The following is an 18188-nucleotide window of genomic DNA, read 5'->3' as shown; positions in this document are numbered from 1 at the left end:
TTCCTTGGGTGGGATGGGGAGAGAGGCGGTGGGGGGGAGAGGGACTGGAGCGGCCGAGGGCGTTACCGGTCCGACGGGCGCCCGCGGTCGAGGCCGCGCAGTTCCGTCACGGCCCGGTCGGTGATCTCGTCGGGGCTGCCGGTGACGTCCACGGCGACACCCGCCTCGTCCGCCTGGAGCGGCTGGAGGGTGGCGAACTGGGAGTCGAGGAGCGCCGTGGGCATGAAGTGGCCCCGGCGGTGCGCCATCCGGTCCTCGATGAGCGCCCGGTCACCGGTGAGGTGGACGAAGACGACGCCGGGAGCGGCCGACCTGATCCGGTCCCGGTAGGCGCGCTTCAGCGCGGAGCTGCTGACCACGCCGCCGAGTCCGGCCCGCCCGTGCGCCCAGGCGCCGATGGCTTCCAGCCAGGGCCACCGGTCCTCGTCCGCGAGCGGGGTCCCGGCCGTCATCTTGGCGATGTTGGCCGCGGGGTGGAAGTCGTCGCCCTCGGCGTAGGGAACGCCGAGCCGGCTCGCAAGCAGGGGCCCGATGGTGGTCTTGCCCGTGCCTGCCACGCCCATCACCACGACGACGTGGGGGGTAGTCATGTGTGCTGCCTCGCTGTCTGCTGTCTTCTTCGACATCGGATGGACGTCATGGACGTCCAGGTGTCGCACCCTCACGACACTGAAACTCATAAGTCGGATGAATTCAAGGGTCTGGTGCTCATAAGTCTGACTTTTTGTTCCTGCTCTCCGCCTCGTACTCTGACCTCATGAGCGCATCGGGCCGGGGGCTGCACGGCCGTGTACTGGAGAGCCTCGGTCCTTCGATCACGGCGGGCGAGTACCCCCCGGGCAGTGTGCTGCGCACCGACGAGCTGGCGCAGCGTTTCGAGGTGTCGCGCTCGGTGATGCGTGAGGCGGTCCGGGTCCTCGAGTCGATGCACCTCGTCGAGTCCCGGCGCCGGGTCGGTGTGACCGTACGCCCGGCGGACGACTGGAACGTCTACGACCCGCAGGTGATCCGGTGGCGTCTGGCGGGTGCCGACCGGCCGCGGCAGCTGCGCTCGCTGACCGTGCTGCGCTGCGCCGTCGAGCCCGTGGCGGCGGGGCTGGCCGCCAAGCACGCCACGGCGGAGCAGTGTGCCGCGCTCACCGAGTGCGCGCTGGGCATGGTGGCCAATTCGCGTGGGCACCAGCTGGAGGGGTATCTCGTCCACGACATCGCCTTCCACCGGATCGTGCTGAACGCCTCCGGCAACGAGATGTTCGCGCGGCTCGGGGATGTGGTCGCCGAGGTGCTGGCGGGGCGTACGCATCACCGGGTGATGTTCGAGGATCCCGATCCGGCGGCGGTGACGTTGCATGTGCAGGTCGCGGAGGCGGTGCGGGCGGGGGATGCGGGGCGGGCGGAGGCGTTGACGCGGGAGGTTGTGCTGGGGGCGCTGCAGGAGTTGGACATTCTCAGCCCGGAGGGCTGAATGTCCTTGCTGGGTGGGGTGGTTGGGGTGGGTGGGGTGCGTTGTCCGGCGCGGGTGCGTCGTGGCTGGTCGCGCAGTTCCCCGCGCCCCTAAAAGCAGTTCCCGCGCGCCTATGAGATTGCGCCGTTCCCCGCGCCCCTAAAAGCATCTCTCCGCGCCCCCGAAGGCCGTTCCGGTGTCGGCTAGTTCGTGATGGTTCCGGATGTGTAGAGCCATTCCCCGTTCACCCGTTCGAAGGCGCTGTGTTCCTGTAGGGAGCCGGCTGTGTAGGTCGCCTGGAACGTGACCGTGCCCGTGGTGTGGAAGGGCGTGCCCTCCGTTGTGGCGAGGATGCGCAGGCCGGTCCAGCGCATGGCCGGGTCGAGGTCGAGGGCGGCCGGTCGCGTGCGGGGGTGCCAGGTGCGCAGCAGGTACGCCTCGTCGCGCTTCACGAACGCGCAGTAGCGCGAGCGCATCAGCGCCTCCGCGGTCGGAGCCGTGCCCTCACCCCGGTGAAACCGGCCACAACACCGCTCATAGGTCTCCGCAAGACCGCAAGGGCATGAGGGGTTGCGCGCGGGGGCGGAACGGCGCTGGTTGCGAGAGTGCGGGGTGCGTCGGGGCATGGGCTCCATTCTGCTGCAACACGGCCTGTGGGAAACCTGTGAAGCAGGCGACCCGACACGAGTACATCGTGTGCGAGCTGTGCGCAGCGCCCTTCATCGAACCTCCTCCAGGGGTGGCGTGAACTCGCCTTGCTTATGCAACTGCCGGACCAGCAACGTGGGTTGAGCACTTGAGCATCAGGAGTCACAAGCGTGTCGCTTGACCCCGGACGGCCGTCCGGCCGGGGCACTGACGGGGGAAGCTGATGTGGTGCCGCGGACCGGCGTGCGCTCGCACGTGCCGGAGACCTCCGCGTGCGTCAACAAGCACCACTGCCCCCTCTGCCGCCTCTTGGTGCACGTCAACCTGTGCCCGAGACTGGACAAAAGAGGGGGAATGCTGATGAGCGCGGTGAATACTGCCAGGCCGACGTATCCCGGCGTCTACGTCGAAGAACTGCCCAGCAGCGCACGGACCATCTCGACCGTCACCACCTCGGTGACCGCCTTCGTGGGGCACACCCGGCGCGGTCCGCTGAACGAGCCGGTGCGCGTCACGAGCTTCACCGAATTCGAGCGCCGCTTCGGGGGCCTGAGCTCACGGAGCGCCGTCGGCTACGCGGTGCACCAGTTCTTCGGCAACGGCGGCACGGTCGCCGTGGTCGTCCGCGTCGCCAAGGCCGGCAGCGGCAAGGCCGCCTGCGTCACCCTGGAGTCCACCGAGGGCCACAGCGAGAGCCCGGCCCTCGAAGTGCACGCCAGGGAGCCGGGCGGCTGGGGCAACGGCCTGCGGGTCGCCGTCGACTACGACACACCCCGCCCGGACGAGACCTTCAACCTGCGGGTGTACGACGCCAAGGGCGCCGCCCGCGAGAGCTTCACCGGCCTGTCCACGGACACCGCGCACGGCCGGTACGCGCCGACCGTGATCAACGCGGGCTCCCGGCTCATCCGGGTCGAGGCCGTGGGCGAGGGCCGGCCCGACCCGTCCGGCACCGTCTCCAAGCCGTTCGGGCACGAACTGCCCGACCTCGCCGTCGACCTGACCGTCAAGATCGGTGAGGTGGAGCGCGAGTTCACGCTGTACGACCCCGACTGCGACGGTGAAGTACCGTCCACGGTCACCGAGTTGGCGCTGCTCCTGGAGCGCAAGCTGCGGGCGCTGCCCGACGCGCCCGGCCGGCACGCCTTCGCGGGCGCCGAGGTCACCGCCTTCGGCAGGCGCCTTCAGGTCGTCGCGGGCTCCACCGACCCCGAGGACGTCGTCCGGTTCGTCGGCGAGTGCGCCAACGACCTGGGCCTGGAGGCCTCCGTCAACCCGCCCGTCTTCCCGCTGGAGGGCGGTGAGGACGGCAAGGCACCCGGTCCGGGCGACCTCATCGGCAGCGAGGCCGACAAGACCGGCATCCAGGCGCTGCGCGGCGTCGCGGACGTCAACCTGCTCGTCCTGCCCGAACTGGCGGCGTACGAGTCGACGGACGACGCGATCACGGTCGTCTCCGCGGCCCAGCGGCTCTGCGAGGAGCGGCGGATCTTCCTCCTCGTCGACGCGCCCGGCACCTGGGTCAGCGTGGACACCGCCCGCGCCGGACTCGCCGCCTTCGACGCCGTCCGCGGCAACCACGCGGGCCTGTACTTCCCGCACCTCCAGCTCACCGACCCGCTCACCGGACGGCTGCGTTCCTTCCCGCCGTCGGGCGCGGTCGCGGGGGTCTACGCGCGCACGGACTCCGAGCGCGGAGTGTGGAAGGCCCCGGCCGGCACCGAGGCGAGGCTCGCGGGCGTGCACTCGCTCACGGTCGACCTCACCGACCGCGAGACCGGACTGCTCAACCCGCTCGGCGTCAACTGCCTGCGCACGCTGCCGCTGGTGGGTCCGCTCGTGTGGGGGGCGCGCACCCTCGAAGGGTCCGACGCGCTCGACAGCGAGTGGAAGTACGTGCCGGTGCGGCGGCTCGCCCTGCACGTCGAGGAGAGCCTCCAACGCGGCCTGCAGTGGGTCGTGTTCGAGCCCAACGACGAGAACCTGTGGCAGCAGATCCGCCTCGGCGCCTCCTCGTACCTGCACACGCTCTTCCGCCAGGGCGCCTTCAAGGGCGGCACGCCGCGCGAGGCGTACTTCGTCAAGTGCGACCACGACACCACGACGGACGAGGACATCGCGAACGGCGTCGTGAACGTCCTGGTCGGCATCGCCCCGGTCAGGCCCGCCGAGTTCGTGATCGTCAGGATCCAGCAGACGTCGGGTCAGTTCGAGCTCTAGCCGAGCTCTGGGCCCGACGTCCGACGAGGGAGAACGTGAAGGAAACCGATGGCTGAGTTCACTGTCAACGCCCAACGCTTCGACCCCTACAAGAACTTCAAGTTCCTCGTGCTGTGGGACGGTCGCACGGTCGCGGGCATCAGCAAGATCAGTCCACTGAAGCGGACCACCGAGGTCGTCAAGCACCGCCACGGCGGCGACCCCAGCTCCCCGCGCAAGTCGCCGGGGCGCTCCGAGTTCGAGGGCATCACGCTGGAACGCGGGGTCACCCACGACCCCGAGTTCGACCGCTGGGCCAACAAGGTCTGGCAGGTCGGGGCCGGCCTCGGCTCCGAGGTGTCCCTCGCCGACTTCCGCAAGGACATCGTCATACAGGTCCTCAACGAAGCCGGCCAGGTGGCCGTCTCGCACAAGCTCTACCGCACCTGGCCCAGCGAGTACCAGGTGCTCGGCGAGCTGGACGCCAACGCCAACGCGGTGGCCATCCAGTCGCTGAAGCTCGAGTGCGAGGGCTGGGAGCGGGACTACGAGGTGCCCGAGCCGGAAGAGCCCTCGTTCCTCAACCCCGCCTGACCGGCGGCACGTTGAAGCACGTGGGCGCAAGCACGCGGACGGAAGCGCGTAGCGGGATGCGCGGAGCAGGCAGCACGTAAAGGCTGCGGGGGCAGCGGGGCCGGTACGGAACGGGGGCAGGCATGACCATCACTCGGGCGGCAGAACTACTCACCACCTGGGAGACCGGGCTTGCCCAGGCGCCGTCCGGCCGAGCCCTGCTGCTGCACCGTGCCGCCCGCCCCGACACCGGGGGCGAGACACTGTCCGCGCTGCCGGTGGGCGAGCGGGAGGCCGACCTGTTCACGCTGCGCCGGGCCCTGTTCGGCGAACGGATGCAGGTCCGCCTCGCCTGCTCCGCCTGCGGCGAGGACATGGAGTTCGACCTGGACGCCGGGGAACTGGCCCGGTCGGCGGGTACTCCCGCCGAGTCCTCGGTCCGGGTGGCCGAGGACGGCTGGGACATCGAGTTCCGGGTGCCGAGCGTCGCCGACCTGACGGCGGCTGCCAGGCACCCCGAGCCCCGCCTCGCCCTGCTGGAGCGGTGCCTCGTCTCGGCGGTGCGCGACGGGGCGCAGGTGCCGGCCGGCTCGCTGCCCGAGGCGGTGCGGCACCGGCTCGCCGAGGCGGCACAGGAGGCCGACCCCGGCGCGGACGTCACGCTCAACATCAACTGCCCCGAGTGCGGCGCGGCCACCCGCGCCGAACTCGACATCGCCTCCTATCTGTGGACCGAACTGGACGCCTGGGCACGTGACGTGCTCCTCGACGTCCATCTGCTCGCCACCGCCTACGGCTGGAGCGAGCCGGAGATCCTGGCGCTGAGCCCGCTGCGGCGCCGCTACTACCTGGAGCTGTGTGCCGATGTCTGACCCCCTGGGAGGGCGCCCCGAGAACGACCGGGCGGGCCGGGCGGACCGGGTGTCACGGGCGCCCGACTTCTTCGACCGGCTGCTCGCCCGGCACGCCCCGACCGCCGTGCCGCCCACCGACGTGGTGCGGCTTCGCCCGCGCCTTGCGGGCCCCTTCGAACGGGCCGAGGCGGTACGGGCCACCGGGCCCGAGCCGGACACGGCGGGACCGCTGTGGCCCGCCGCCACTCCGTCTCCGTACCCCGAACGGGACTTGACGGGCCCGACGGTGCGCGAGGTCCAGTTGCGTACCGAGCGCGAGCGGACCGTCGTACACCCTGTACCGGCACCGTCGGACGAGCCCGCGTCCCGGCTCCTGGCGCGGGACCTGCCCGAGACGCCGCTGCTGCGGCCCGCCACGGCGGTGCTGCCCGCACCGCGGCCGGTTCCCGGCTCCGGTCGGCGCGGCGACGGGAGTACCGAGCGGGAGCGGGCCGCCACCCGAAGCGCGGTGTCCGTGCCCCTCCCCTCGGTCACGGACACCGTTCCCCCCGCCGCCGTGTCCGCCGCGCTGCGACCCAGCGCCGCGGACACGGCGGCGGCCCGCGACGCCGTACGGCAGGCCGCGGGCCGCCGGTCCGGGCGCGGTGGGGAACAGGTGGTCCAGGTGCAGATCGGGCGCCTGGAAGTCACAGCGGCGGGCGCGGCCCCGGGCACCGGCGACGGACACCGCCGACCGGCCGCCACCGGACGACCGGCGGCGAGCCTGAGCCTGGCGGACTACTTGGCGAGGGGATCCGAGTGAGACACGAGCTGAGGAACACACGCCACACCGACGCACGACGGACCGGCAGGCGCAGGTGTGGCGGACGCCGGATCGGCGGTCGACGGATCGACGGACGACAGATCGACGGACGACGGATCAACGGACGAGGGACCGAGGAACTGACCTCATGAGCAACGCACTCGCCATCGCCCACGTCACCCAGGCCCTCGCCCTGCTGATCGAGGCCAATCTGCAGCCCGAGATCGACATGGCCGTCAAGGTCGACGCGCGCAAGCCGTCGGCCGAGCCGCCCACCGAGCCCACGATCACCGTCTTCCTCTACCAGGTCACCCCCAACACCTCGCAGCGGAGCAGCGACCTGCCGACCCGCGCCTCCGACGGCACGCTCCTGAAGCGGGCCGCCGCGCCGCTGGACCTGCACTTCCTGATCAGCGCGTACGGCGACGAGATGGAACTGGTCGGCCAGCGGCTGATCGGCTCCGTCGTGCGCACGCTGCACGAGATACCCGTCCTGCCGAAGGACATCATCGAACTGGCGGGGGAGAAGCCCTACTTGGCGCAGAGCGACCTCGCCGAGGCGGCGCAGCGGGTGCGGTTCACCCCCACCGTGATGGACATCGACGAGACCTCGAAGCTGTGGGGGATGCTCCACCAGACCCCGTACACCCTGTCGGTGGTCTACCAGGCGGCTCTCGTCCTCATCGAGGGCCGCGAGACGCCGGTACCGGCCAAGCCGGTGGAGCGGTCGTCCGTACGGGTACTGCCGTTCGGCGCGCCGGGTGCGCCGGGTGCGCCTGGGGCACCGACTGTGCCGGGCGGGGCGCCGCAGCCGCAGCCGGAGACGCAGGAGGCGGGCGCCGCCGAAGCGGCAGCCAAGACGCCCGCCAAGACGCCCGCGAAGACGCCTTCCAAGGCACCCGCGAAGGCGTCAGCCAAGCCTCCGGTGAAGGCCGCCGCCAAGGCACCGGCCCGTGCGCGCAAGTCCACGCGGGGCGCGGCCAAGAAGGCGGCCCCCGCGAACCCGGACTCCCCGGCGGGCTCCCCGAAGGCCGACGACGGCCCCGACCGCGCGGAGCGGTGAGACGGCGTGCGGACAACGGGGGCAGGTGAAGGAATGGGCACGAACGAGCCGGACGAGACGAACGGGACGAGCGAGACGAACAAGGAAGGTGCGTCGGGCGATGGCAGCCCGACCCTGACCGCCGAGATCCGGCGCGTCCTCGCCCGTGTCGACGCCCACGCGGCGAGTGCGGCCCGCGCGACCGAGCCGGAGGGCACATCGACGGGCACCGACGCCGGCGACCCCGCACCGCGTACGCGTACGCGTACGCAGGCGCACCCGCCTGCACAGCCGTCGGGCCCGCCGACCGGGCACCTCGACGCGCTCGTCACCTGCTTCGGTCTCAGCTCCTTCGAGCGGGACCTCGTACTCCTCACCGCCGCCTACGAGTTGGACGCCACGACCGCCGCCCGCTGTGCCGCCGCGAGCGGTGACCCGGAGCGCGCGTACCCCACGTTCTCGCTCGCCCTGGCCGCGCTCGCCGAGCCGCACTGGAGCGCGCTGACACCGGTCGCGCCGCTGCGCCGCTGGCGCGTGGTCGAGCTGGACGACGACTCGCGGCTGACCCTGTCCCGGCTGCGGCTCGACGAACGTGTCCTGCACTTCCTGCTCGGCTCGCCGTACCTGGACGCCCGCCTGCACGGCCAGCTGCGCCGCGCCCCGGTGCCGCAGGACCTCCCGCCGTCGTACGGCCTGGCCGCGGACCAGGTCGCCGCGGGCTGGACGACGGGCGCCCGGCCAAACGCGCCGCTGCTCGTCGAGGTGGTGGGCGGAGACCTGCGCAGCCGGGCCGACATCGCCGCGGCCGCGGCCGCCCGCTCCGGGCTCGCGCTGTACGCGATGAACGCCGAGGACATCCCGACCGCCCCCGCGGAGCGCGACCGGCTGGCCCGGCTGTGGCAGCGCGAGGCGATCCTGCTGCCCGCCGCGCTGCTCGTCGAGGCCGGCGAACTCGACCGTGACCAGCACGCGGCGACCGACGCCTTCCTGGCCGGAGCCGCCGTACCCGTCGTCGTGTCGGGCCCCGACCCGCGCCCCACGGACCGCGCACGCGGTGAACGGGTGACGGTGCCGCGTCTGGACGACGAGGAGCAGCTCGGCTTGTGGACGGGCGCGTTCGAGGACGTCGTCGACATCGGAGAGAGCGAACTGCGGTCGCTGGTCGCGCAGTTCCAGCTGCCACCGCATGTCGTACGGTCCGCCGCCGCGGCCGTGCGCCGCGATCTGCCCGCCGAGGACGAGCCGGACCCGGTGCGCATGGCCTGGCGGGCCGGGCTGAACGAGGCCCGGGTCGGGATGGACGAGCTGGGCCGCCGTGTCGAGCCGGACGCCGGCTGGGGCGACCTCGTGCTGCACGAGCGGCAGACGAGCGTGCTGCGGGAGATCGTCGCGCATGTGCGCCGGCGGGCGACGGTCCACCAGGAGTGGGGGTTCGCCGCCACGCTGCGGCGGGGCCTCGGGGTGACCGCGCTCTTCGCGGGCGGCTCGGGCACCGGCAAGACCCTCGCGGCCGAGGTCATGGCCAAGGAACTGGGCCTCGACCTCTTCGTCATCGACCTGTCCCAGGTGGTCAGCAAGTACATCGGCGAGACCGAGAAGAACCTGCGGCGCGTCTTCGACGCCGCCGAACGCGGGGGCGCGCTCCTCCTCTTCGACGAGGCCGACGCCCTGTTCGGCAAGCGCAGCGAGGTCAAGGACAGCCACGACCGGTACGCCAACCTCGAAGTCAGCTATCTGCTGATGCGCATGGAGGCGTACCGGGGTCTGGCGATCCTCACCACCAACATGAAGCAGGCCCTGGACACGGCGTTCATGCGGCGGATCCGGTTCGTCGTCGACTTCCCGTTCCCGGCCGAGTACGAGCGCGCCGAGATCTGGCGCCGTGTGCTGCCGCCGCAGACCCCGGTGAAGGGCATCGAGCCGGAGCTGCTGGCCCAGCTGACCGTCGCGGGCGGCTCCATCCGCAACATCGCCCTGTCCGGCGCATTCCTCGCCGCGGAGGAGGGCGACCGCCTCCAGATGCGGCACATGCTCGCGGCGGCCCGCACGGAGTACCTCAAGCTGGAGCGGTCCCTCACTCCGGGGGAGGTCCGCGGATGGGTGTGAACAGGGAGCGGCCGGACACGATCCGGGTGGACGTGGGTGAACTCGTCCTCGACGGGTTCCGGGTCGACCCCGACCGGGTGTCGGCCGCGTTCGAGCGCGAACTGACGCGCCTGGTGCGCGAGCACGGGGTGCCGCTGGCCGAACAGGGCGCGGTGAGCGTGGACGCGCTGTCCGGGCTGCCGCCCCTGCCGGCCGGGCTGTCCGCGCGCCGACTCGGCCAGGAACTGGCACGCGCCGTGCACGCGGGGCTCTCCGGCCGTGGGGAGGTGGAGTCCCAGTGAGCGGCAACTCGGCGACCCAGGAGGCCGGTTCGGAGCAGGCTGCCGAACAGCGCCGCCGCAAGCGCAAGGAGCGCGCGGCGAAGGCACGCACGCCCGAGCCGAAGGACATCGTCAGCGGTGCGGGGCAGCCCCTCGACGTCGGCGTACGACGGGAGTTGGAGGAACAGCTCGGCCACGACCTGGGCCGCGTACGCCTGCACACCGGGCGGGACGCCGGGCAGCTGACCGAGATGCTGGGCGCGGACGCCGTCGCCGTCGGCCAGGACGTCTTCTTCCGCGAAGGCGCCTACCGCCCCGGCACCGCCGACGGCCGACGCCTCCTCGCCCACGAGCTGCTGCACACCGTGCAGAACCCGGACGGCCTCGGTGCGCTGCGGGCCGGCCGCGACCTGGGCGCGGTGAGTCTTCCGCAGCAGTCGATCGAACGGGAGGCGGAGTCGGCGGCCCAGTCCCTGGTGCGCCCGGCCGGACAGGACTCCGCGCGGGAGGTGACGCCGGGTCAGGCCACGCCCGGCTGGCTGCGGTACGCCACCGTGGACGCCGACCGGCGCCGCATGGAGGAACTGGACCCCGCGACCCTGGTCGACCGCCTGACCAACGGCGTCCTGAGGTCCCTGCGGGGCGACCCGGAGGACCGGTCGGGCCGGGTACGGCTCCAACTGGCCCGCATGGCACCGTCGGTGCAGGAGACCGTGCTCGACCGACTGGAACAGCGCCTGCCCACACCGGTCCTGGACCGCCTGTGGGAAGCCGTGGAGGAGACGGAGCGGTCCTGGCCCCTGCCGCCGGACGCGGCGGCGGCCCCGATGGCCGTGCCCGGCGCGGCGGAGGAGATCGCTCAGGAACGCGAGCGCGCGTCGGCGGAATCGGACGAACGGCGAGACGAGGCCGAGCGGCCAGGGGACGCCGGTGACGGCCGGGCCCCGGAGAACGGGAAGCCCGGCGAAGACGGAGACAAGACCGGCGAGTCGCACGCGCCCGGTGACCGGCCCCGCGGCGGCACGGACGCGGACGGCACGGGCACGGCGGGCCGGGACCAGGATCAGAGCCGGGGCCGGAAGCAGGGGCAGGCGGCGGGCCAGGGGGAGGCAGCCGAACGGCAGCAGGACCGGTCCCGGTCGCGGAAGGACGAGAAGGACGCCTCCGCCGAGGAGGACGCGAAGGGCGCACAGGACGCGGGCAAGGACGCGGCGGTCGCCGAGGAGGAGAAGAAGGGGGAGCAGCGGGAGGAGCGTAAGGCGGAGGGCTCCGAGGAGGAGGCCGCCCAGGAGACAGAACGGCAGGCATCCGAAGAGGAGTCGCAGCAGAGCGAGGATCCTGCCGCCGGCCGGGACGTCGCGGACGCCCCGGCGGCCGTGGACAGGAGCGGGGCCGAGCCGGGGGAGAAGGCCAGGAGCGGGGACGACCTCGGCACGGGCCGTGCCCCGGGCGATCCGGAGAACGAGGAGGACGCGGACGACGAGCCGTTGGGGCTGGAGGGCGAGGCGTCGGATCTCGACGCGGAGGACGACCGGGCCGACGACGAGGATCAGGTGTCCGGGGGTGAGGACACGACCGCCGAGTTCGAGAGTGACACCTCGACCCCTGCGGCCCTGAGCCCGGCCAAGCCGAACCCTCGAACGATGGACGACGAGGAACCGGCCGGCGGGCCCGTCGACCCCGAGCAGGCTCCGGTCTCCGCGGCGGACAGTGGGCACGAGGGGAAGCGGCAGGACGAGGACCGTCTGCTTCAGGACCTCCAGCCCGATCCGGCCGCCGAGCGGGACACCGGCCCTGGTCCCGGCGACACGTTCTCGGGTGGCTCCACCCCGGACGCCCAGGCCGCCTCGGGCATCACAGGCCGTCATGAGGCCGAGCGGGACAAGGAGCAGGCGGCCGAGCAGCGGGAGGACGCCGAGGCCAGGCGTGCCGACGAGTCGGTGCGCGCGGCGGACGACGGCGCGGCCGTTCCCGGGACGGTGGCAGGCGGTGAGACGGCACCACCGGAACGGCTGGCGAAGGCCGGTGAGGACGGGCGCCGGCAGACGGAGGGCACTGCCGCCGGCTCCGCGCGGTCGGGTGGAGGTGCGGGTGGTGCCGCTCCCAGCGGCGGAAAGGGCACCGACGCCGGGGCCTCGGACCGTGAACGGGCCGAACAGACCGGTGGCCGGCCGGGTGCCGGGCAGGAACCGGAAGCCGGCTCGGCCACCGGCGGGGACACGGAGGGCACGGGCGCAGGTCCCCAGGAGTCCGGCAAGGACGTGCCGGACTCCGACGGCGCAGAGGTTCCTGAGACGTCAGGGGTGAGCGAGGGCCATGGCCCCGCGACGGAGGCAGGTCCGACGACCGGCCCCGACCAGGTTTCCGCCCCGGGGCCCTCCGCCGCGCCGAAGCTGGCACCGGGCAACGGCCCTGTGCCCATGTCCGCCGGAACGGAGCCGAAGGACAACGCGCCCAAGGCCGCGGGCCCGTCGAACTCCACGGCAGCCACGGCCAGGACTGGGGGCGCCGCCCCGCAGAACAAGCCGACGGGGGCGCAGCGGCAGGCCGCCCGGCAGGTGGCCAAGAAGGCCCGCAGTGGAGGCGGTGGCGGTGGCGGCAGCCGCTCGGCTGCGGCTCCGGCCCCCGTGCGCGGCGGTGCCCGTGGCGGCGGGCGGGCCGGTGCGTCCCGCCCGGCGAAGGCGAAGAAGGAAGCCCCGGCGCCCGACGTCTCGAACGCCACGCCCGAGTCGGGGCTGGCCACGGCGGGGTCGCTCAAACCCCACCAGGCGCTGGAGACGCTGAAGGGCGTCGACGGCGCCGTGGGCCGCTCGGTGGAGAAGGAGCGTGGGGCACTGCGCAAGGCTCCGCCGAAGACGCAGCGGCCGTCCGGCTCCCCGCGTACGGTGCCGGGCGGCCCGAAGGCGGCGGCCCCGGGGACGTACACCAACGCCAAGGTCGCGCGTACCGACGCCGCCCGGGGCAAGACGCCCGAGATCGCCGGTGAGCAGCGGCCGGAGGGCGAGCCTCCCGGCGCGAACGTGCCGGAACCGAGCTGGTGGGACATCGCCGTGACGATCGGCGCCCAGCTGTTCGGGAAACTCCTCAAGGAGATCCTGCCGCTCGACGATCTCATCGACTCGATCCTGGGGCTGCCGACCAAGGACGAGGGTCTGAAGAACGCCAAGGTGGGCGACGCCCCCAGGCTGCCGCTGGAGAACGACTCGGATCCGCAGCGCACGGACGAGCAGGGGCAGAAGCTCGACGAGCGCAGGACCGAACTGCACCGGGCCGGCCGTGACGACGCGGCGCGGCCGATGGGCGAGGACCAGATCTACCCGGACGTCCCCGACGAGACGCTGACCGGCAAGGTGGCGGGCGGTGGACGCAAGGGTGCCGGAGCGGGCGGTGCGCGCAAGCCGTCAAGCGGTGTGCCGATCGAGTCCGCGTCCGCGGTGGCCGAGCACGACCGCGGTCCGCAGATCAAGGCGGGCTTCTCCGAGGGCCGGCAGAAGATGACGCAGGAGCGCCGGACCAAGGACAAGACGGCGCAGGACGACAAGCGCAAGCACGACGAGGATCTCCAGCGGGAGGTCTCGTCCAACAGCGAGCGGCAGGCCGCCACGCGTGAGCAGGGCCAGTCCAAGATCAGTGATTCCCGCGACAAGTGGCGCAAGGAGCAGGACGACAAGGTCGGGGAGATCGACGACAAGAAGGGCAAGAAGTACGACCAGGTCCGCAAGGACATCAAGGACAAGGACGAGGAGACCGACAAGGACGTCGACAAGCGCACCGAGGACGACAACAAGAAGATCGAGGACGAGGACAGCAAGGCCGAACGCGAGGCGGAGAAGAAGCAGGAAGAGGGCAAGGGCGACGCCGACAACTGGCTCGAAGACGCGATCGACAAGCTGAAGCAGTTCTTCGAGGACCTCAAGAACGCCATCAAGAGCGTCTTCGAGAAGGCCCGCCAGCTTGTCACCGACCTCATCGACAAGTTCAAACAGCAGGTCTTCAAGCTCATCGACGACGCCCGCAACTGGGTCGTCGAACAGATCAACACCTTCGCGGACGCCCTGATCGCCCTCGGCGACGAACTCCTCGCCGACTACCCGGCGATGCGCGACAAGTGGCGCAACACGATCGACGGTGCGCGCGACTGGGCCGTACAGAAGGTCAACGAGGCGGCCGACGCCCTCAAGGAGGTCGCAGGGAAGCTGCTGGACGGGCTGTGCGGTGCGCTCCTCGCCGGACTCGACATCCTGGAGACCGGGCTGCTGGCGGCGGTCGACGTCGCGGAGACGGTCACCGTCGGCGCTCTGGAGTTCGGGGCCGCCGTCGTCGAGGGTCTCGGCGAGTGGGCCGCCATCTTCAACGACATCGTCTCCGATCCCGGCGACTGGATCAGCAAGGCAGGGGCCGCCGCGGAAGCCGGTTCCAAGGAGTACCTGTTCGACGAGATCAAGACGGCGGTCAAGGCCTGGTTCGACCAGAAGGTCCAGGAAATCATCGGGATCCCGCCCGAGGACTTCGCGGAGTTGCTCGACGGCGGCGTCACCGTGGCGGAGATGGGCCAGATGGCCTGGGACGCCGCGTTGCCCCAACTCCCCGTCATCATCGGCGTGATGGTCGTCGAGAAGGTCGTCGCCAAGCTGATTCCCGGCGCGGGCTGGGTCATGGCGGTCATCGACGCCCTGCAGACCGCGTGGGGCGCGCTCAGCGAGATCCTCGCCGCCTTCGGCCTGTTCATGGACTTCCTGAAGTCGGTCAAGAGCGGCAACGGCGCGCTGCCGTTCGCGAAGGCGGTCGCGGCGGGGGTCGTCGCACTGCTGGAGCTGGTCTACACGTTCCTGATCGAGGGTGTCAGCCGCTTCATGGGCAAGGTGGCCGACAAGCTCGGCGACATACTGAAGAAGATCCGCGGCAAGAAGAACAAGCCGGGCGGATCGGACGACCCGGACCAGCCGGGAGCACCCGCCAAGCCCAAGGACCAGGAGTCGGCGCCCGCCGACGACCGGACTCCGGCCACGAACAGTCCGGCCGGCCGGACGTCGGACCGCCCCGCCGACGACCGCCCGGCCCCGCGCAAGCCCTCCTCCGACAAGACGTCCCGCCCACAGTCGAAGCCGAGCCCCGGCAAGCGTTCGTCACCCGGGAAGAAGCCGCGCCCCTCGCACACCACCAGGCCGAAGAAGCGCCGCGACGACGAACGCCGTGAGGAGGGCCGCGAGGTCAATGCGGCCAGGCGGCGGGAGCGGGACGCCGAACGGCGCAGGCGTGACGAGGACCGGGACGACCGCACCGGCGGGCCGGCGCGTCGTGGCCCGGCCAAGGACACGCTCCGTCCCGACCGCCGCCGACGGGACACGGACCGTACGGACGACCGTGACCCCGATCCCAGAAGCAGTCGTCCGGGTGACAGGCGTCGGCCGGACGACCGCCGCCCGGACCGTGACCGTGGGGACGACCGGGGGCGCGACACGGACAAGGGCGGGGACAGGGACGGAGGGCAGGGCAAGGATCGCCCCAGCCGGATCAGGCGCGCCCGCCAGACCGTCAAGTCGGCGGTGAACAGGGTCCGTCGGGCCGGTCGCCGGCTCTACGGCAAGGGCAGGAAGCTCGGACGCCGGCTGAACGACCGCGTACGGCGTATGCGGGACCAGTGGCGGCGCCGCCACGACCGGCTGCGGGACCGCCGGACCAAGCGGCGGGACAGGGACCGGGTGCGCAAGCAGAACGATCCCATGACCACGCTCGAACGGCCGAAAGCGCGCTTCCGCGACGAGGGCGGGGAGTTGCACACGCTGAGGTTCCACGGCCGTGGCCGGGGAGCGGACCTCTTCGTGCACAGCATCCCGACAGAGGTGCCGAACTTCCTGGCCGACTGGCAGCGCGACGTCACGCGGCAGGCCAACGCGTCGGAGAAGGCCGAGCAGTCCAAGGCGATCAAGAAGATGACGCTGTGGCACGCGAAGGCGGCGGACATCGACGACCGGATTCCCGCGAGGGTGCCGAAGAGCGAGCGGTCCCGCTGGAACCCGGAACGGGCGGAGCTGCGGGCGGCGATGGCCAAGGTCGCGGAGGCCGCGAGCCTGCGCCGCTTCTACGACCTGCCGGATCCTCAGTACCCCGACTACGCGGATCGGCGCGCCACGGGGCATCTGTCGGAGTTCCTGAGCGAGCGCTCGAAGACGGTGTTCGGCGGTCCGGGCGAGGACGCGCGGCTGGCGAAGGACGGACAGCCCCCCGGCTGGGACTACATCGAGGACAACGGCCTGGGCCGGGAAGGCGCCTGGGTACGGATGCATCTGCTGCCCGAGCGTCTGGGCGGCAGGGCGTTCGGAAACAACCTCGTTCCCGCGCGCGGCATCAGGACGAACATCAAGTTCCTCAACGAGATCGAGAACTTCGCGTACGACGCCGTCCCGAAACCGGACCGGATCATCTGGTACGAGACCGATGTCAGGTTCGACCACACGAGCGACCCGGAATTCACCGACTTCCCCAGCTACATCAGGTCGGCCTACGGACGGTACGAGAAGATTCGCGGTACCGGCCGGGAACCGGGCGACTGGAGAAGAATCGAGTCGGCGGTCAAGGAATTCCCGCAGAAGGTCGAACCGCCCGGCAGCGACGAGTCGGGAAAGCTCTACATCAACGAGGACGGCCGCAAGATCATCGCCAATATGCTGAAGTGCAAGCGGTCCCTGGCCGATCACCTCCTGGCTGTTCGAGCGGAGAACGGCGGGGAGTTCGAGGACGCGGACGAGGTCGCGCTGCTCATGAGGGAGCGCCGGCAGGAGAAGGGCGGCGGTCACTTCATGGGCAATCTGGAATCCATGCTCGACAACCTCTTCGCACTGGACGCCCAGGGCAAGGTCAAGTGGAAAGACGAAGAACCGTCATGAGCACCGATGAGAACGAGTTCCCTTACGAGCGACGTTGCGCCGACATGCTGAGTGACCTGGGGGAGTGTCCGGACCTGACCGTTTCGAAGGCCCGGTTCGGCACCATCTCCAAGACACTCGGCGATGTGGACCGGGTCTTCGAGAGCCTGGCACGGGACAGCGAACTGCCCCTCGTGCCCGATATCCGGGAGCGTTTCTTCCGGTTCAAACGCATCGAGGTGCACTGGCGCTCTTCGAGCCCGGAAACCCAGCTGGTCGGGGAAATCGACCTCAAGCATGTGTACGGGAGCATGGCGGGGCGGAGTCTGCATCACACCTGGGAGGGTTCCGACGACGAGGAGCGGGCTCTGCACCGGGAGTTGCGGGTATTCGACGACACCCCCCGCAGCGGCACCGGACGCATGGCCGCCCTGCGCATCGTGCCCGGTGCGACGAACCCGGAGATCTGGTATCTCGACATGCGGCAGGGCGCCATTCCCATGGAGCTCGATTACGCGGCATATCTCGACACCCTGCTCATCACCAAGGGAACCATCGGCTGGCAGTACCTCTACTGCGACACCGGTTCCGGTGATCCGGGGTTCACCTCCGTCGCCGGAGGCCTCAAAGAAATGCTGGACGTCTTCCCCCGCCTCTTCCCCGACCACGACTACACGGACCTGCGCACCCGGCTGGAGGCCCGCCTGTGACCCGCTACGCCGACATCCCCAAACCCATCCGCTCCGGAATAGTCGTCGTCGACCCCGACCGCGGCACCCCCCAGCGCGTCATCGTGCTCCAGTTCAACCCGGACACCCTGGAGCGCAGCGTGTCGCCGCAGACCGCCGGGGACAGCGGGGACGCCGGTGGCGGTGGGGCCGGCAGCGGCGACCGCAACGAGGCCCTGCGGCTCAAGGGCCCCGCCCAGGAGACCTGGAAGTTCACCGCCGAGATCGACGCCACCGACCAGTTGGAGATCGCCGCCCCCGACGGCATCCACCCGCAGCTCGCCACGCTGGAGATGCTGGTGCAGCCGACCACGGCCCAGCTGCGCGACGCGATGCGGCTGGCGCAGAAGGGCACCATCGAGATCAGCCCGATCGAGATGCCGCTGACCCTCTTCACCTGGGGGAGCAAGCGGGTCATGCCCGTGCGGCTGACCGAACTGTCCGTCAACGAATCCGCCTTCGACGTCGACCTCAACCCCATCCGCGCCTCCCTCAGCATCGGGCTCAAGGTCCTCACCGTCAGCGACCTCCCGGCCGGACACCGCGGCGCCGACCTCTACATGGCCCACCTCGCCCAGAAGGAACGCCTCGCGGCGGCGGCCCGCGGCGGCAGCCTGGGATCGCTCGGGCTGACCGGAACGAACGCCGTGATCGGAAGGGGCTGAG

13 protein-coding genes are annotated in these 18188 nt (G+C 71.4%); 11 read left to right on the top strand and 2 right to left on the bottom strand.

Annotation, left to right across the window (positions count from 1 at the left end):
* Positions 1-62: 62 nt before the first annotated feature.
* Positions 63-590, bottom strand: coding sequence for a gluconokinase (locus ACLVWQ_RS34640; RefSeq protein ID WP_414113202.1), 528 nt, complete (start codon positions 588-590; stop codon positions 63-65).
* A 167-nt stretch (positions 591-757) separates the two neighbouring features.
* Between ACLVWQ_RS34640 and ACLVWQ_RS34635 the strand changes: the two genes are divergently transcribed.
* On the top strand, positions 758-1465 hold the full coding sequence (locus tag ACLVWQ_RS34635; RefSeq protein ID WP_414113201.1) for a FadR/GntR family transcriptional regulator: 708 nt from the start codon (positions 758-760) through the stop codon (positions 1463-1465).
* A gap of 182 nt (positions 1466-1647) precedes the next feature.
* Here the strand turns inward: ACLVWQ_RS34635 and ACLVWQ_RS34630 are convergent, their stop codons facing one another.
* Positions 1648-2070 (bottom strand): YchJ family protein, encoded by a 423-nt coding sequence (locus ACLVWQ_RS34630; protein WP_414113200.1) that lies wholly within the window; start codon positions 2068-2070, stop codon positions 1648-1650.
* A gap of 376 nt (positions 2071-2446) precedes the next feature.
* On the opposite strand from ACLVWQ_RS34630, the gene ACLVWQ_RS34625 reads away from it, so the two are divergent.
* The 10 genes from ACLVWQ_RS34625 (at position 2447) to ACLVWQ_RS34580 (ending at position 18187) form a co-directional block, all read left to right on the top strand.
* Positions 2447-4312 (top strand): phage tail sheath family protein, encoded by a 1866-nt coding sequence (locus tag ACLVWQ_RS34625; protein WP_414113199.1) that lies wholly within the window; start codon positions 2447-2449, stop codon positions 4310-4312.
* 48 nt (positions 4313-4360) lie between these two features.
* Positions 4361-4885 (top strand): phage tail protein, encoded by a 525-nt coding sequence (locus ACLVWQ_RS34620; protein WP_055614510.1) that lies wholly within the window; start codon positions 4361-4363, stop codon positions 4883-4885.
* A 122-nt stretch (positions 4886-5007) separates the two neighbouring features.
* Positions 5008-5736 (top strand): hypothetical protein, encoded by a 729-nt coding sequence (locus tag ACLVWQ_RS34615; protein ID WP_414113198.1) that lies wholly within the window; start codon positions 5008-5010, stop codon positions 5734-5736.
* Positions 5729-6520, top strand: a complete 792-nt coding sequence (locus ACLVWQ_RS34610) for a hypothetical protein (protein WP_414113197.1) — start codon at positions 5729-5731, stop codon at positions 6518-6520. The genes ACLVWQ_RS34615 and ACLVWQ_RS34610 overlap by 8 nt, the downstream gene beginning before the upstream one ends.
* Positions 6521-6668: 148 nt before the next feature.
* Positions 6669-7583 carry a DUF4255 domain-containing protein gene (locus tag ACLVWQ_RS34605; RefSeq protein WP_414113196.1) on the top strand — a complete coding sequence of 305 codons (915 nt, stop codon included), beginning with the start codon at positions 6669-6671 and terminating at the stop codon, positions 7581-7583.
* A gap of 33 nt (positions 7584-7616) precedes the next feature.
* Complete coding sequence (locus ACLVWQ_RS34600; RefSeq protein WP_414113195.1) at positions 7617-9668, top strand: ATP-binding protein; 2052 nt, start codon at positions 7617-7619, stop codon at positions 9666-9668.
* A complete protein-coding gene (locus tag ACLVWQ_RS34595) occupies positions 9659-9949 on the top strand; it encodes a hypothetical protein (RefSeq protein WP_414113194.1) in 291 nt (96 codons plus the stop codon). The genes ACLVWQ_RS34600 and ACLVWQ_RS34595 overlap by 10 nt, the downstream gene beginning before the upstream one ends.
* A complete protein-coding gene (locus ACLVWQ_RS34590) occupies positions 9946-16815 on the top strand; it encodes a DUF4157 domain-containing protein (RefSeq protein WP_414113193.1) in 6870 nt (2289 codons plus the stop codon). The genes ACLVWQ_RS34595 and ACLVWQ_RS34590 overlap by 4 nt, the downstream gene beginning before the upstream one ends.
* A complete protein-coding gene (locus ACLVWQ_RS34585; protein ID WP_414113192.1) occupies positions 16812-17504 on the top strand; it encodes a hypothetical protein in 693 nt (230 codons plus the stop codon). Before ACLVWQ_RS34590 ends, ACLVWQ_RS34585 begins: the two co-directional genes overlap by 4 nt.
* A complete protein-coding gene (locus ACLVWQ_RS34580; protein ID WP_414113191.1) occupies positions 17501-18187 on the top strand; it encodes a hypothetical protein in 687 nt (228 codons plus the stop codon). Before ACLVWQ_RS34585 ends, ACLVWQ_RS34580 begins: the two co-directional genes overlap by 4 nt.
* The last annotated feature ends 1 nt before the right edge of the window (position 18188 follow it).

Source organism: Streptomyces sp. CWNU-52B (assembly GCF_047444975.1).
Taxonomy (GTDB): Bacteria; Actinomycetota; Actinomycetes; order Streptomycetales; family Streptomycetaceae; genus Streptomyces.
The sequence above is the reverse complement of the archived record's forward strand: the minus strand, read 5'-3'. Positions and strand labels throughout refer to the sequence as shown.

What these genes read in the sequence shown, in the direction of transcription:
- ACLVWQ_RS34635 (WP_414113201.1), top strand. Translation starts at nt 758, where the DNA reads ATGAGCGCATCGGGCCGGGGGCTGCACGGCCGTGTACTGGAGAGCCTC.
- ACLVWQ_RS34620 (WP_055614510.1), top strand. Translation starts at nt 4,361, where the DNA reads ATGGCTGAGTTCACTGTCAACGCCCAACGCTTCGACCCCTACAAGAAC.
- ACLVWQ_RS34595 (WP_414113194.1), top strand. Translation starts at nt 9,659, where the DNA reads ATGGGTGTGAACAGGGAGCGGCCGGACACGATCCGGGTGGACGTGGGT.
- ACLVWQ_RS34615 (WP_414113198.1), top strand. Translation starts at nt 5,008, where the DNA reads ATGACCATCACTCGGGCGGCAGAACTACTCACCACCTGGGAGACCGGG.
- ACLVWQ_RS34640 (WP_414113202.1), bottom strand. Translation starts at nt 590, where the DNA reads ATGACTACCCCCCACGTCGTCGTGGTGATGGGCGTGGCAGGCACGGGC.
- ACLVWQ_RS34630 (WP_414113200.1), bottom strand. Translation starts at nt 2,070, where the DNA reads ATGCCCCGACGCACCCCGCACTCTCGCAACCAGCGCCGTTCCGCCCCC.
- ACLVWQ_RS34625 (WP_414113199.1), top strand. Translation starts at nt 2,447, where the DNA reads ATGCTGATGAGCGCGGTGAATACTGCCAGGCCGACGTATCCCGGCGTC.
- ACLVWQ_RS34605 (WP_414113196.1), top strand. Translation starts at nt 6,669, where the DNA reads ATGAGCAACGCACTCGCCATCGCCCACGTCACCCAGGCCCTCGCCCTG.
- ACLVWQ_RS34585 (WP_414113192.1), top strand. Translation starts at nt 16,812, where the DNA reads ATGAGCACCGATGAGAACGAGTTCCCTTACGAGCGACGTTGCGCCGAC.
- ACLVWQ_RS34600 (WP_414113195.1), top strand. Translation starts at nt 7,617, where the DNA reads ATGGGCACGAACGAGCCGGACGAGACGAACGGGACGAGCGAGACGAAC.
- ACLVWQ_RS34610 (WP_414113197.1), top strand. Translation starts at nt 5,729, where the DNA reads ATGTCTGACCCCCTGGGAGGGCGCCCCGAGAACGACCGGGCGGGCCGG.